Source organism: Priestia sp. P1_B12_1, assembly GCF_056406695.1.
Genome location: NZ_JBFTZR010000017.1, coordinates 1 through 14,038 on the forward strand (window position 1 = coordinate 1; position 14,038 = coordinate 14,038).

The window sequence follows — 14,038 nt, forward strand, 5'->3', positions numbered from 1 at the left end:
GGCAACGGATGTGGACGGCAATCCACTAACGTACGGGTTACTGACAGGTCCAGCAAATGGAACGGTAGTTGTAAATCCAGACGGAGCCTACACGTATACGCCAAACGAAAATTACAACGGGGTAGATAGCTTTAGCGTCGTAGTAAGCGACGGCCAGGGAGGAACGGCGGTTTCGACGATTACGATTACAGTTCTGCCAGTAAATGATCCACCAGTAGGTCCAGTGGTGGTAACGCTGGTTACCAATGAAGATACGGCAGTATCGAGTCAAATTACCGCGTTTGATCCAGATGGAGAAGTGCTGACGTATAGCTTACAAGATCCGCCAACAAACGGAGTGGCAGTGGTAAATGCAGATGGTACGTTCACCTATACGCCGAATGGCAATTATAATGGTCCGGACACATTTACGGTGCTAATAAGCGACCCGTCGGGCGCATTTATAGTGACGAGTGTATTTGTGACGGTCACGCCAGTAAACGACGTACCCGTGGTGCCGAAYTATGAGTTTGTGATCAAYGAAGAYACGAGTTTAARTAGCCAAGTGGTGGCAACGGATGTGGACGGCAATCCACTAACGTACGGGTTACTGACAGGTCCAGCAAATGGAACGGTAGTTGTAAATCCAGACGGAGCCTACACGTATACGCCAAACGAAAATTACAACGGGGTAGATAGCTTTAGCGTCATAGTAAGCGACGGCCAAGGAGGAACGGCCGTTTCAACGATTACAATTACGATTCTGCCAGTAAATGATCCACCAGTAGGTCCGGATGTTATTACGGTTACTACATTTGAAGAAAGCCCTGTTACAGGCCAAATCGTTGCAACTGATCCTGAAGGAGATCCCCTGACGTACACCTTACAAGATTTACCGACTAATGGAACAGCAGTAATCAATCAAGAAGGGTTATTCACTTATGTACCAAACGAGAATTTTGCTGGAAATGATACGTTTACTGTACGTATAGCCGATCCAACTGGACAGTTTATTATTACGAATGTATTTGTTATTGTTATACCAGTTGAACAGCCACCCATTGTACCTAATTATTCGATTACTACTCTTGAAAATCAATCTGTAACTGGCCAGGTAGTAGGAAGTGATCCCAATGGAGATCTGCTCACTTATCGCTTAGGAACTTCTCCAGTGAATGGAAGCACCACAGTAAATATAGATGGCAGTTTTATATATTCACCTAATTCTAATTATGTAGGTCCAGATTTATTTACGGTTATCGTAGAAGATTCAACAGGTCTTACAGCAGTGTCTATTGTAAATGTTACAGTTATTGACGTGAACAATTCGCCAATTACGAGTGATGTTATCCTTCAGACTATAGAAAATGTAGCAATTAGTGGGCAAGTTTTTGCCACAGATCCAGACGATAATTTACTCACTTTTAGTTTATCGGGTACCCCTTTTAATGGAACAGCTGTGGTAAATGCAGATGGCACCTTTTTGTATACCCCAAACCCTAATTTTATTGGTTTGGATTCTTTCACAGTGGAGGTAAGGGATAGTCGTGGAGCTAGTGCACAATCTCTTGTAACTATCAGTGTAATTCGAGTGAACCAACCACCGATTGTCGTAGATTTATCACTATCAACTTTACAGGGGCAGTTTGTAACAGGGCAAGTTCCTGCCTTTGACCCTGAAGGAGATCCACTAGTATATGGTCTAAATTTAGCACCACTTAATGGTACTGCCATTATTAATTCAGATGGAACATTTACGTACACGCCGAACCCAAGTTTTGTAGGAACAGATTCATTCTCTGTTTTTGCCAGAGATCCTCTTGGAAACCAGGGGTTTGGAACTATTACTGTAGAAGTTCAGTCTCAAGATTTACCGATTAGCGCTGAAGGGCTAACTTTAACTACTTTAGCAAATCAACCTGTAAGTGGGTCTATTGCTACTGTGAATCCAGCAGGCTCTCCATTAAGTTATGCTGTAGCCATTCCGCCATCAAATGGAACTGTTGTATTAAATCAAGATGGAACTTTAGTTTATACGCCAAATCCTGGATTCACAGGAGAAGATATCTTTGATATCGTTGTTATAGATTCAGCTGGAAATCAAAGTATTGCTAATGCTGTTGTGACAGTAGTAGTAGGAGACAGAATTTCAGTGGTAAATAGTGAAATAACGACTTTATTCAATACGCCAGTTTCTGGGCAAGTAAGTGCTACAAATTTGAGTGGAAACCAATTGTTTTATACGCTTACGTCTAATCCAAATAGTGGATCTGTCATAGTTAACCCAGATGGGACATTTATCTATACGCCAAATCCTGGATTCTTTGGAACAGATCAATTTCAAGTACTTGTAAGCGATGTTCTTGGCAATACAGCTGTTGCAACTATTTCTGTTGTCACTCAGGGACCGATAGAACAGGCGCCAATTGTAGCTAATCAAGCACTATCAACAACCGAACAGCAGCCTGTAACAGGAAGTATTGCAGCTATTGACCCACAAGGAGAAGCATTAACTTATACCTTACTTGGCGGACCAGTGAATGGAATTTTAATACTAAACCCAGACGGCACTTTTACGTATACACCAAATCCAGGATTCATCGGAACGGATTCTTTTACAGTGTCTGTTCAAAACGAAACGGGTTTAAATGCAGCTACTACGGTTCAAATAACTGTTACACAATTGGCTAATCAAATTGTAGCCAGTAATACCATTGTTCGAACAGTAGAAGGGCAGAGTGTAAATGGTGAACTTTCAGTTCGAGATCAGCTAAATAGGCCACTAACCTACACCCTTAACAATCTCCCTGCTTATGGAACGGTTATTTTAAATCCAGATGGAACGTTTGTTTATACACCGACTATTGGTGTGAGTGGAACAGATCAATTTGACGTTCTGGTTCAAAATGACCAAGGAGATCAAGCAATTGCTTCAGTTTCAATTATAATTGATCCGGTTCAAAGTACTATTACACCACAAGACGTCACAGTACAGACTCAGCAAGGTGTAACTGTCTCAGGGACAATATCGGCTACTGATACTCTTGGGAGACCAATTAGATTTTCTTTAAATGCATCTCCATCCAATGGAACAGCTGTGGTAAATGCAGATGGAACGTTTAGCTATACACCAAGTCCAGCATTTTTTGGAGTAGATAGTTTTACTGTATTAATTCAAAATGACAGAGGCGACTCTGCAATTGGTATTGTGCGGATAGTTGTTCAAGAACAACAAGATAGCATTGTTGTTACCCCTCTTACGCTTCAAGGAGTAACGAATCAACCTGTTACCGGTCAAGTTACGGCAGTTGATGCACTAGGTAATCCATTAACCTATCAAATTCAGAGTTTACCTGCAAACGGAACAGTGAATTTTAATCCGGATGGTTCATTTATATACACGCCAAACCTCGGATTTACTGGTATAGATTCTTTCACAGTAATTGTTACAAATAATCTTGGTCAGTCAGCAACAACTAGTGTTACTGTTTTGATTCAGGGAGTTAATGATCCAATTACAGTTGAAGATCAGCTTTTAACTACACCCACTGGTCAAATTATTGAAAGCCAAATCATCGCAACAGATGCACTTGGAAGACCTCTTAGCTTTGCTGTGGCTACCCCACCAACAAATGGAGTACTTGTACTACGATCAGATGGAACGTTTAGTTATACACCAAATTTAGGATTTATTGGTCAGGATCAATTTGTGGTATCTGTAAGAAACAGTGACGGACAACAAGCGTTTTCAATTGTTACTGTTAATTCTACCGCAAGCAATAATATAATTACTCCAGGAAATAATACCTTTGCTACTTTGCAGGGTGTTCAAGTAGTTGGTAATATTCAGGTAACAAATTTGCTGGCACGTCCATTAAATTATACACTAGCAACAGCGCCTTTAAGTGGTAGCGTAACCGTTGATTCCAATGGAAGGTTTGTCTATCAGCCTGCGCCTAATTTTGTAGGAACGGATACCTTTACTGTATTAGTACGAGATGATCTAGGAACAGAATTATTGGTAGTGGTAACAGTTGTAGTAGGCAGAGACCCTCAGCCTCCTAATGTGATAGGGCAAGTAATAAAGTTATTTGTTAATACTCTTACTACTGGTCAGCTCATTGCTATTGATCCAAATTCTTTACCACTAATTTATCAAGCCATAACAGGTGCTCAAAATGGCCAGTTTAGAATTAATCAGAATACAGGCCAGTTCATTTATGTTCCTAATGTTAATTTTGTGGGGACCGATAGGGTGATTATAAGGGTCACTAATTCGGATGGAGCTTCAAGTGAAGCAGCACTTACTTTCATCGTGGAAAGAAGAGTATCGCCAGCACCGACACCAGTTCCTGGTGAATCTAAAAATAAAAAGAAGTCGTTGCGAGATCCGCGCAAAAATAAATCAAAAGGTAAATGTCCTATAAAGGTATCTGATCAATGCATAAAAGGAACCATTAACAAGAAAATATGTGGTGAAATTGATGCTTGTACAGTCAAAAACCTACCTCTTAAATATCAAATCTTCAAGGGGACGAAAAACGGTAAATTTAAACTTAACACGGAGACAGGTGAGTTCATTTACATTCCTAACGTAAACTTTGCAGGAGATGATTCAGCTGTTGTACAGATAGTAAGTATAGAAGGGGTATCGGTTCAAGTTACTATTAAATTTGTTATAAGAAAATAAGTAGCAACTAAAAAGCTATCCAACAATTTATTTGTTGGATAGCTTTTTCAATTAAGGTTCATGGTGTTTTGTACGTAGCGAGCATAATTATGTGTATAAAAATGGTAATAAATAGCTTGATTTAATTTTATATATAAATTGAGGTGATATTTATGTGTAAAATTGTTATATTTGGTAATTGTTGTTCTGGTAAAACTACACTAGCTACACAGTTAGGTGAGAAATTGCATATACCTATCCATCATTTAGATTTGTGGTTCAGAGAACCTAAAATGAGAAGAATATCGCAAATTAGGCAACGAAAGAGATATTTTAAAAAGAAGTTGGAAAGGGTGTTAAATACAGCGAGTTGGATTGTTGAGGGATGGGGATATGTAGATACTTATGATGTACGTTTTAGTAAAGCCGATATTATTATTTTTTTAGATGTTGTCCCCCAAGAATCTAAAGAACGATTTTTAATACGAGAACAGAATCAACAGATGCATATAAAAATAACTGAAAAATTGATTAAACAAAGCTTTTACAAAATAGATAGATTTCACGAAGAAAACCGACCTATTATATTGGATCTTTTTCAGAAGTATGAAGGAGAACCAGGTAAAAGCTTATTTCCTATTGCGAGAAAATACAATTTAGAACAATTACTTGCTACATTAAGAAATGGGAAATACGGATAGAAAAAACGTTTACCTATAGGTAATTTATAAGTTACTGAATTACTCCATTTCTTCCTTCAAGCGTTACTTATTTGTTCCTAGATATGGAATGTGTGTTAACACGCTTCTTTTTTATGAGTATTACATATGTATTTATGATGAATGAAAAACTCTTTTATAGTTATGGAAAATCGTTTACATAGAGTTTATAAAAAGTGTTTTGCTTTTTGTTGTAACATAGGCATTCTATAAATGTAGTGGCTTTAGATAACTTTCTCTGTAATAAAATAGTGTACAGGCTGTAGTAGCAAAGAATTTTCAATAGCTTGTACACTGTTAGTTAATTTATGAGGATATATTGAAGATACTAATTGTCATAACTCTGTTCGCATAGTATTTTCAACAATTCTATTAACAGGTTATTAAAGGGTCAATGGTTTTCTAAGGAGTTAGTAATAAGGTCAACGCTTGTAAAAAATTTTGTATAAAAACAGCTGTATCGTTATTGGATGTTGTTACATTGACACCTTTACTGTTTTTAACGATAACTCTTTGTCTATTTAATTGAAGTGACCTTGCGGTCTGAGAAACTTCTTGTAAAAACAGCCTTATTGAATTGGCATCGAGACCTATTGAAAGTAAGAAAATGGTTAATATTTGTATGAAGCTTTGAAGAAATATGGTTGTCTGTGTATCTGTTGCAGTAATAGTAACATCACAGGAGTTTTTCACAAGAATGATTGAATCAGAAACTTGATCACTGAGGACCTCTTGTCTTGTATCAGTTTCAATAAGTGCATTATTATATCTATTGGAACAAAAATAATTTTTCTCTGCACATCTTGTTTTTTTACAATTTTTTTCTTTTTTTCTTGAAGGTTTGGAATTTAGACAACTACAGTAGCACTTTCTTTTTTTAGAACAACTCAAAGTGTAACCTCCTTTATATGTTTCTATTATATTAATATGAAAATTAAGGAGGTTTGCTTGTATACTTGTCCCTTTTCTTTTATATATTATAGGAAAAAAGAGTAACGTTTAATTTGATAGTGTTATTCCGCTTAATAAGTCATTCCAAACAGAAGTATTGGTGCAATTATCTCGCGAAACTTGAACCCAACAAATTTTGTCTTCAGGTGTTCCAAAATTCATGTCTTTTACTCCATGTAATTCTTCGTCAACAGTCTCAACTAACAGAAGGTTAAAGTTACCGTTAGTCATGTCTGTTAAAATTGATTTTAAGTTAATTACGTCTTCGTAGCTTGTGGGCATCCATTCATATCTTATAAATAACGTACGTTGACTTTGTGCAATTTGATTAAGAAATGTTTGAATACGATGATCTAATCTTATTTTATAAGGTGGGTATTGGACAGACCAGTCTTGGTTAGGAACCATAGGAAAGTCGTGAACAGAGTCAATGTTATATTTAATATCTGTAACATAATGAGCTCTTATTGATTCAGAAGTGCCGGATTTAAAAATAGGATATCCATTATCATCTACATAATTAGCTAGTATGTCTTTTTCAATTATGTTTTCTACTTCCATAAAACCTTGAAATTTGTTTCTTAATAATGTATTTACGTCAGGGAGAAAAGGAGATTGCATCCAATCAAGAGGAAACGAATGCCTTCTCAAACCGTGACGTTCGGAATAAAGCGCTGGGCCACACCAGCTTCCTAAGCCAGCCACCAAATTATAAGAGCCTTTTATATCTTGTAAGTTTATATCAATCACTCCTTTATTTTCTTACACTATAGTATATAGAATAGGGTTTTCAGTTGATTGGACAATGAAAGGCATATTTAAAAAGAATCTTTTTTACGAGTCTATATAAAGAGCAATTATTTATATTGGAAATTCAAATGTTACACTCCAATATAAAATAAAAAACATGACAAGATTAAAGGTTTGTCATGTTTTTTATTTTATATAGGATTACGTATTAATTACGGTAGTGACAGATAACGTACTAGTTGGAGTTGAGGTAGAAGTTGCAGAGTGAGTAACAAATTCTACAATTACAGGTGCTCCAACAGTTACAGTATCATCAATATTTAAGGCTGTAGTAGATAAAGTGTAGACATTAGTAGGTTGCATGACTCCATTGATATATATATTAGCGTAAGAATTAGCTGTTACATCAGGCAAAGCTGTGATTGTTGCTCCTACATCATCAATAAAGCTTCCAGCAGGTATCGATGTGACTCCTCCTGCAACCATTGGGGCCGTTACAAATGTTGTAAATCTTGCTGGGGTAGGAGCCACACTCGTTGCTGTTGCTACTGTAATATCTCCAGCAATTGTACTAGTGGCTGTAAAAACAGGTTTAATAATAGGCATATGTCTTATTCTCCTTTCGAAGCATGGGATGTAGAAAGAATGTTAATATCCCCTCTATCTATTAATAGTCAGATTTCTATTATTTGCCACGGTCAATAGTCTATAGAGGTAGTCCAAATTTTTAAATGGTGAACAATCTTTTTTACCATTTAGGTCTTTTGCCGTTTCTAAATTAAAGTAGAAGAATAATAAATAGAGAATTAGCATTGTTTTATATTTCCTTTAATGATTTCAAAGTGTATTCGTAAAGAAGCATTTTAAAATTTTTAAAAAAGAAGAGCGATAAATAATTCAATAATTAAGAAGGGAGGATCATAAATGCCAATCGTTAAGCCCTTTATGAATTCTTTAAGGTTTAGTAGCACTGCAGGAGCAGGAACAGGTACTGGCGCTACCTATAGTATTCTTGCTACAGCTTTTACTACTGATGGAGGAACAGCTGCTACAGTTTTTCCAACTGCTCCTGCTTATTATAATCTTTATATTAACGGGCAAATTCAAACAGGTGATACTTCAACAGTTACTAATAGTTTTATTACCATTCCTGATGGAGACACCCTTGCATCTGCTACCCCTATTGTGGTTGAGTTTGTTGTAAACTAACTAATGTATTCTATTTTTTAGCTGATTTCCCAACTGGGGAAGTCAGTTCTTTTTTTTATGACTATCTTAGAATTTATAAACTTTTTTATACTTCCTTATTAATTAACAAAAATTGGATAATAATAGGAACCCCTTTTGAAGGTACTTCTTCTGTGAGTAAAGTTAAGCTTCCTTTTTGAATTTGATAATTAATATGAGGCTGTAGAATACCATTAATAAATAAATTGATATAAGAAGCTTCTTCAGGTGCCAATATTTCAGTGGTTCCATATTGAGCTATCCCATCATTATTGGTATATAGGCGTTTTTGACCATCTGAAAAAGTAAAATATAATAAATTAGTGGAGGGAATTAAATCTGAGAGTGGAGGCCCCTGAGGTCCCTGAGGTCCTTGAGGCCCCTGAGGTCCCTGAGGTCCTTGAGGCCCCTGAGGTCCCTGAGGTCCTTGAGGCCCCTGAGGTCCCTGAGGTCCTTGAGGTCCCTGAGGTCCTTGAGGCCCCTGAGGTCCCTGAGGTCCTTGAGGCCCTCTGTACTTTTGATTACAGAGGTTATGGATGGAACAAAATACCAATATAGATTGTGAATTGGAAACATATACAGAATGGGGTGATCTGTAACAATGAGCTTTTCGTTTCTTTTTTTTGTAAGAGATCTTTTTACAGAGAACGTATCTACGTATCAAGTGTCAATACCTCCTTTTATTGCAATTTCATCTACCTTAAATCAGTGAAGGGGAGAGTAGACATACAAGAAGGATAAAAGAAGAAAGGTAACCTTGAGGTTCTTTATACATTAGAGTAGTTAATTATAACTTGACCTTTTATAGCTGTTATAAGGAAAAGATGAAGAAATATTACTCTAGCGACTTTTGTCCAACATATACATTCACACGTGTCTTCTTTATCTGAAATGATTATATATAGGTTTGTTAACAAATATTAAAATAACTGTAAGTTTTTCAGTTGTTTCTTTAAATAGAACTTCCAATACTTATGGTATTCATTTACTTGGTAAATGAGCGCCTAATGATAGTATAAGTGATATAGAATCTATAACCTAAGAGTGAATCCTACTGATAACTAGCATCATCCGGGCTCATTGTTTAGGAGCATTATCGATACAATTTTCACCTCTTCATCCACCAAGTTTATTAAGTAAATAGGTTTCACTCTAAAACGCTTTAACTACATAGCGTATACAGGATGTAGTTAAGGCGTTAGCAGGAACAATAAAGAATTGTATTGAATGTATATACAAATTGTATAAATGAGGTGATAAGGTTGGGGAAATTGGATAAGTACGCTCGGCAATCAAAAGCAAAAGAACCAAGTAAGGTTCTGCCCATTCGGTTACCTGAAAGTATATATGAGCAATTTCGACAACGTTGTGAAGAGTTAGGGTTATCTATGTCTGAAGCTGGATATTTGCTCATTAAAGAAGAATTAGAAGATGGTCTATACAACGCCAGTACAAATGAAGTTGCTGCAACTACACAGCGAATACAAAATCGTATACATCGTGAAAACACTTCGTATACAAAGGAAAATACAGATAAATCTCCTTTTTTTTCTACTAGGTGGACGTCAATTAATTATGAAGTTGAAAACGAATTACCTTGTCCTCTATGTCACCAATGGTATAGCAAAGCGAATTTTTCTCGCCATGCCAAAAACCATAGTGCCACTACTAAAGAGCTTTTAGAAAACAATGAAGATATAGTTTACAAAATGATCAATGAACGTAAACTAACTCTGTAAACAGTTTATTATATGTATTTGTATAGGTGTGGAGATTCACCTTTTGATTCCAGAAAGACACCTGAGAGGGAACAAAAGGTGAATGCTCTAATTGTTAAAGTAATCATGCATGAATGCATTTTCTATTCACCAAATGGTGAGGGGGTGAAATTCTGCAATTAAAGCATTGTATTGTACTTGAATTTTACATCTTTGTTTACGCCTTAAACTTCACTACTACTGTTTCTATTAGCTTATCAAACAACCAACCTCTGCGAAATTTCTACTCTAATTACCTTATCTCTACATACAAATAATTCCTTTAACGTGTTGTTAACCTGAAATTAGATAGTCGAATAATCACTTTTTTTATGAAAATGACTATTATTGGACAAGCACACAAACATTTTATAAACAAATGAATAAAATAGTATATAAATAAAAAAGGAGTGATTATTATAAAAAGCTATCGTCACCATAATAAAAACGATGAAGTATATTATGTAGAAGCAGCTTACCCATCTAAGGGTTCATATAATAAGAAAAAAGAGAATGAAAAATTCTTTGTTGAAAATCATACAATTGAGGGTTCTGGAACCAATTTAACAGGAAATATCCCATTAACTATTGCAGTTCCTGCTAATGCTATAGATGTAACTGTTTTTGAAGACTTTACTAGAAACCATAACAAAACGCTTCTTCAGTTATCAGCTGCAGCTACTGGTGTTGGTGTAGCTACTGGTCTTACGGTATCAATTTTTGTTAGAGGATCTAGGCTACCGATCTCAGCGACTATACCTGCAGGTTCTACAAGAGCTTTTCAAGTTGAAAACTTTGAAAAATTAACTGTTTCGAATCCTTCTGCTACTACGGCTGGAACTTTAAATGTCTTTATACAGAAAACATTTTGTATTGGTTGTAACAGTCAAAATAAAAAATCCAATAAAGGCTGTTGCTTCTAAAATAATAAAAAACCACCATGTACAATTTACTTTGTGCATGGTGGTTTTTTTATTACTAGAAAATTTTAAGTATCTTGATTACTGCAGCTATATTTTAGACATTCTGTCTGTGAAAAAGAAAAGGGCTATTAACCCGAGAGTCAATAGTCCTTTCTTGATACTTATTTAGTTACAAGTAATTAGAGTTAGAATCAAATAGCTTAATTGTAGTAACTTTTACTGCATCTACATTTATTTTTAGCATAGTCTTTCTCATAAAAGACAACTTTATCTCTGCCATGATCTTTTTCATGTTTATCTTTGCATTTATCTCTGCCATGATCTTTTTCATGTTTATCTTTGCATTTATCTTTGCCGTAGTCTTTTTCATGTTTATCTTTGCATTTACCTTTGCCGTAGTCTTTTTCATGTTTATCTTTGCATTTATCTTTGCCGTAGTCTTTTTCGTGTTTGTCTTTGCATTTACCTTTGCCGTAGTCTTTTTCGTGTTTGTCTTTGCATTTATCTTTGCCGTAGTCTTTTTCGTGTTTGTCTTTGCATTTATCTTTGCCGTAGTCTTTTTCATGTTTGTCTTTGCATTTATCTTTGCCATAGTCTTTTTCTTCTTTATTTTTACGCATGTCATACATCGCTTTCAAGCAGTGCTTACTTTCTTCATTAGAATCATAATAAAATTTAGTCAAATAAATTCCCTGCCTTTATTTAAAATTGGTGTTTCTATATATTGTATTTTTGAAAAGGGAAATTGCTTGTACATTAAGGTAAAAATAGCTTTTAGACTATTGTTAAATCGATAGTCTAAAAGCTATTTTTCAAAATCTATTTATTCGTATATTCCTAGTTCCCTGCCCCATGTTGAAATTTTTTCAAGGTGATAACTTAAGAGCTCACCTTCACGATTATCAGCAATCCTTCTCAACTGAGTATGAAGACCTCTTTCTAAGGTGCGCTGGAGGTAGGCCATTTTATAAAGAGTCATAGGGTTTGTTTTAAACGTAATTCCGTATTTTTTCATTTCTTCCACGTACAGACGTACACATTTAGTACGTATTGTTTCTGCATTGGCTTGCCAATCTTTTCTGAAGCCTAGCAGTAGTTCTACTAATACAACCATGTCAAACCATACTGGAGCGTATTTTGCTGATTCCCAATCGATGAATTGAATAGGCCATGGTGTATGACCAGTAACATTTTTGCTACATATATTTTGCATATGCAGATCCCCATGGGTGATAGCTAATCCATTTTTAATTAATTCAGGGAAGAAATCTGGTCCTTTATTGTATAGCTTAATTAATGATAGATAATAAGGTTTTACAATATGATTAACCCGAGCATCTTTTATTGATGCGTGCAACAGATCAACTGTTTCATTCATAGATTTGGCCCTAGTCTTTTTTGTAGAAGCATAAACAGGGAGCCAATTTTTCCAAACGTTTTCCTTCTTTTTGAACCTGTTTTCAAAAGTTTGAGCATGAAGTTTAGCTATACTTGGGATAATATATTGAAAGTGAGACGGAGAGAAGGTCAATTGTCCACGTATTTGATTAACGAATTCCATAAAGATCCAAGTTTCATTTTTTACTGTTTCTACAAGATAAATACGAGGCAAAAACTCCTTTAAAATTGGGTAAGATTTTTTATAAATATTGATTTCTACTTCATTTTTATAGGCTGTTGAATTGTAGACCTTAAAGATAATTGGATAATAACCATTTTTTCTTTGAAGCAGTAATTTATATATACTACTTCGTTTTGTGGATTTTAAACACTTAATTTCTGAAGGGATAATTGTAACTTTCTCACCCATTGAATAAGAAAGTTTTTCTGCTATTTTTAAATCTGTAATCTGATAATAGAGTGCCTTAGGATCATACAATAGTAGTCATTCCTTTCGCTTACGTTTCCACGTATTAACTAAATGAGACCATGCGCTTCTAAAAAATGGCATTGGATCATTCCATGCAAATAAAGCAAACTCTTTTTGACCTTGCAGCCCCAGATAAAAATCTTTGAATGTCATTTCGGAAGTTTTTTTCTTTTGAAGGAAAGTAAGGTAATACCTTATAAGGTAAATCCATTTAATACCGTCTATTTGATTCAATCTAGGCTCTGGGTTTTGGTTAGTGAGGTATAAATAATAGGTGTAGGCAAAGTCAATACCTGAGGGGCCTGTGAGACTATGGGTAAGCCAAAAGCGAGGGTTTATTTCAATGAATTTATAAATTCCATCTCTTGGATCCTTTTTGAATTCAGCCATACCTATGCCTTTGAGCTTTATTTCTTCAAAAAATGGAAGACATATATCGATAAGTTTAGGAACTCTTTTGCTGACAATATGAGCACCTGTTCCAAATTCTGCAGGAAACTGATGGTTTTTTTGTAAGGAGAATAATGCAAGTAGTTCCATATTTTCAGTATAGAGAGTAGCTACTTTATAAAAGCATTGATTGTCTCCAGGAATCAGTTCTTGAATAACTAATTGTCCGCATTCTCTATAAAAACAATAATCATTCCTTAACTGCTCTGGAGTATCAAATACAATTGCTTTTTTGTTGATTTTCTTTCTGAACTCGTGGCCGAGAACAGGTTTTAAAATACATGGGAATTCAACATTTAAGATAGCCTCTTCAAGTTCCTCTTTACTATCTATTACATATGTTTTTGGACATGGAATATTATGCTTGACAGCGAGCTCGTAAGTTTTATTTTTGTCAAGCACTTGCTCAACTAAATTATCATCAGGTAATAAAAACAAGAAGTACTTTAGCAATTCGTCTCGGTTTTTGGAAATGAATTGTACGTAGTCATCTGCTCCTGTATATAAAACAGGTTTTGAACCGATTTTTTTAGACAGGATAATCAAGAAGTTTAATAGTTTATTTTCCTCAGTTAAAGGACTAGGACATATACCGCAAGTAGCAAGGCGTGATTTTCCTATTTTATACGCTTTTTTCGTGTCAAAAGCATAAACTTTTATGCCTTTTGTTGCTAAACTTCTAATAATGCCAACTCCGTTAGCACTTAGGTCAAGGATAACTGCAGAATGTTCATGGTTCATAC

The 14,038-nt window shown here is 35.4% G+C and carries 12 protein-coding genes; 5 read left to right on the forward strand and 7 right to left on the reverse strand.

Features of this window, described 5'->3' with window-relative positions; all coding sequences use genetic code 11:
• A partial coding sequence (locus tag AC1D0Y_RS26350; protein WP_477708128.1) for a beta strand repeat-containing protein occupies positions 1–4,669 on the forward strand: 4,669 nt, incomplete at its 5' end.
• A 152-nt stretch (positions 4,670–4,821) separates the two neighbouring features.
• Positions 4,822–5,349, forward strand: a complete 528-nt coding sequence (locus AC1D0Y_RS26355; protein WP_221834129.1) for a P-loop NTPase family protein — start codon at positions 4,822–4,824, stop codon at positions 5,347–5,349.
• Positions 5,350–5,769: 420 nt separating this feature from the next.
• Here AC1D0Y_RS26355 and AC1D0Y_RS26360 read toward each other — a convergent pair whose 3' ends face one another.
• The 3 genes from AC1D0Y_RS26360 to AC1D0Y_RS26370 all read right to left on the reverse strand — a co-directional run bounded on the left by AC1D0Y_RS26360 (position 5,770) and on the right by AC1D0Y_RS26370 (position 7,674).
• The gene (locus AC1D0Y_RS26360; RefSeq protein WP_335707087.1) at positions 5,770–6,258 is read right to left on the reverse strand and encodes a spore coat protein; all 489 of its coding nucleotides are present in this window, start codon (positions 6,256–6,258) and stop codon (positions 5,770–5,772) included.
• A gap of 108 nt (positions 6,259–6,366) precedes the next feature.
• Positions 6,367–7,068 (reverse strand): DUF1796 family putative cysteine peptidase, encoded by a 702-nt coding sequence (locus AC1D0Y_RS26365; protein WP_335707086.1) that lies wholly within the window; start codon positions 7,066–7,068, stop codon positions 6,367–6,369.
• A 201-nt stretch (positions 7,069–7,269) separates the two neighbouring features.
• A complete protein-coding gene (locus tag AC1D0Y_RS26370) occupies positions 7,270–7,674 on the reverse strand; it encodes a DUF4183 domain-containing protein (protein ID WP_028412740.1) in 405 nt (134 codons plus the stop codon).
• 318 nt (positions 7,675–7,992) lie between these two features.
• Between AC1D0Y_RS26370 and AC1D0Y_RS26375 the strand changes: the two genes are divergently transcribed.
• Positions 7,993–8,277 carry a DUF4183 domain-containing protein gene (locus AC1D0Y_RS26375; RefSeq protein WP_028412741.1) on the forward strand — a complete coding sequence of 95 codons (285 nt, stop codon included), beginning with the start codon at positions 7,993–7,995 and terminating at the stop codon, positions 8,275–8,277.
• A gap of 85 nt (positions 8,278–8,362) precedes the next feature.
• Here the strand turns inward: AC1D0Y_RS26375 and AC1D0Y_RS26380 are convergent, their stop codons facing one another.
• The gene (locus AC1D0Y_RS26380) at positions 8,363–8,959 is read right to left on the reverse strand and encodes a DUF4183 domain-containing protein (RefSeq protein WP_477708129.1); all 597 of its coding nucleotides are present in this window, start codon (positions 8,957–8,959) and stop codon (positions 8,363–8,365) included.
• A 589-nt stretch (positions 8,960–9,548) separates the two neighbouring features.
• On the opposite strand from AC1D0Y_RS26380, the gene AC1D0Y_RS26385 reads away from it, so the two are divergent.
• Together AC1D0Y_RS26385 and AC1D0Y_RS26390 are read left to right on the forward strand one after the other, a co-directional pair.
• Positions 9,549–10,034 (forward strand): hypothetical protein, encoded by a 486-nt coding sequence (locus AC1D0Y_RS26385; protein ID WP_223546858.1) that lies wholly within the window; start codon positions 9,549–9,551, stop codon positions 10,032–10,034.
• 428 nt (positions 10,035–10,462) lie between these two features.
• Positions 10,463–10,975 (forward strand): hypothetical protein, encoded by a 513-nt coding sequence (locus AC1D0Y_RS26390; RefSeq protein ID WP_048019995.1) that lies wholly within the window; start codon positions 10,463–10,465, stop codon positions 10,973–10,975.
• Positions 10,976–11,175: 200 nt separating this feature from the next.
• Here the strand turns inward: AC1D0Y_RS26390 and AC1D0Y_RS26395 are convergent, their stop codons facing one another.
• The 3 genes from AC1D0Y_RS26395 to AC1D0Y_RS26405 form a co-directional block, all read right to left on the reverse strand.
• Positions 11,176–11,658 carry a hypothetical protein gene (locus AC1D0Y_RS26395; RefSeq protein ID WP_477708130.1) on the reverse strand — a complete coding sequence of 161 codons (483 nt, stop codon included), beginning with the start codon at positions 11,656–11,658 and terminating at the stop codon, positions 11,176–11,178.
• Positions 11,659–11,798: 140 nt separating this feature from the next.
• Entirely contained in the window at positions 11,799–12,854 is a 1,056-nt protein-coding gene (locus AC1D0Y_RS26400) for a protein kinase family protein (RefSeq protein WP_477708131.1), read from the reverse strand.
• Between the two features lie 6 nt (positions 12,855–12,860).
• Positions 12,861–14,036 (reverse strand): carboxylate--amine ligase, encoded by a 1,176-nt coding sequence (locus AC1D0Y_RS26405; RefSeq protein ID WP_477708132.1) that lies wholly within the window; start codon positions 14,034–14,036, stop codon positions 12,861–12,863.
• Between the last annotated feature and the right edge of the window lie 2 nt (positions 14,037–14,038).

Excerpts from the sequence above, each read along its gene's own strand:
- AC1D0Y_RS26405 (WP_477708132.1), bottom strand. The coding sequence starts at position 14,036 with ATGAACCATGAACATTCTGCAGTTATCCTTGACCTAAGTGCTAACGGA.
- AC1D0Y_RS26370 (WP_028412740.1), bottom strand. The coding sequence starts at position 7,674 with ATGCCTATTATTAAACCTGTTTTTACAGCCACTAGTACAATTGCTGGA.
- AC1D0Y_RS26355 (WP_221834129.1), top strand. The coding sequence starts at position 4,822 with ATGTGTAAAATTGTTATATTTGGTAATTGTTGTTCTGGTAAAACTACA.
- AC1D0Y_RS26375 (WP_028412741.1), top strand. The coding sequence starts at position 7,993 with ATGCCAATCGTTAAGCCCTTTATGAATTCTTTAAGGTTTAGTAGCACT.